This window comes from Pseudoruegeria sp. SK021, from assembly GCF_002119405.1.
Taxonomy (GTDB): domain Bacteria; phylum Pseudomonadota; class Alphaproteobacteria; order Rhodobacterales; family Rhodobacteraceae; genus Meridianimarinicoccus.
Genome location: NZ_MTBG01000135.1, coordinates 1 through 446 on the forward strand (window position 1 = coordinate 1; position 446 = coordinate 446).

Annotated in this window: 1 pseudogene; it reads right to left on the reverse strand. The window is 54.7% G+C overall.

The features are described 5' to 3' along the window. Nucleotides 1–176: 176 nt before the first annotated feature. Nucleotides 177–446, reverse strand: a pseudogene (locus tag BV911_RS19700) (IS3 family transposase); the annotation flags it as partial.

A 446-nucleotide genomic window follows, 5' to 3' on the forward strand; every position in this document is an offset into this window, starting at 1 on the left:
AGTTACACGACGTGTAACTACACGACTTTCACCGAAATCAGTCTTACACAGACTCCAACCCATTGAAACTATATGCTGGGGCTCGAAGATCCTGCCCAAAATCGAGCCGATTTTGTCGAACTTGGGATGATGGCATCGAAGAACTCGGTGTGTGTCAACATAGTTGTCCGCCGACTTCATGCGGCGTCTCTGATTTCAGGGGCGCTAATTTCATTTTCGGGGTTCAGCCAGACGGGTCCGGCGGGTTGCCAGTTTCGGGTTTTCCCTGACCAGCGTTCCGGCTTTTGTGCGCGTGCAGTTGCATAGAGACTGGCGCGGCTGGCGAGCGTTGCACTGTCAGTCCCGGAGTGGCGCGCGTTCGGCGTAACGAAGCGGATTGCGCTGTGCAGGTGTTCTTCGTTGTACCAACTGGCGAAGGATTTCACCCAAGCCTGCGCATCCTCTTT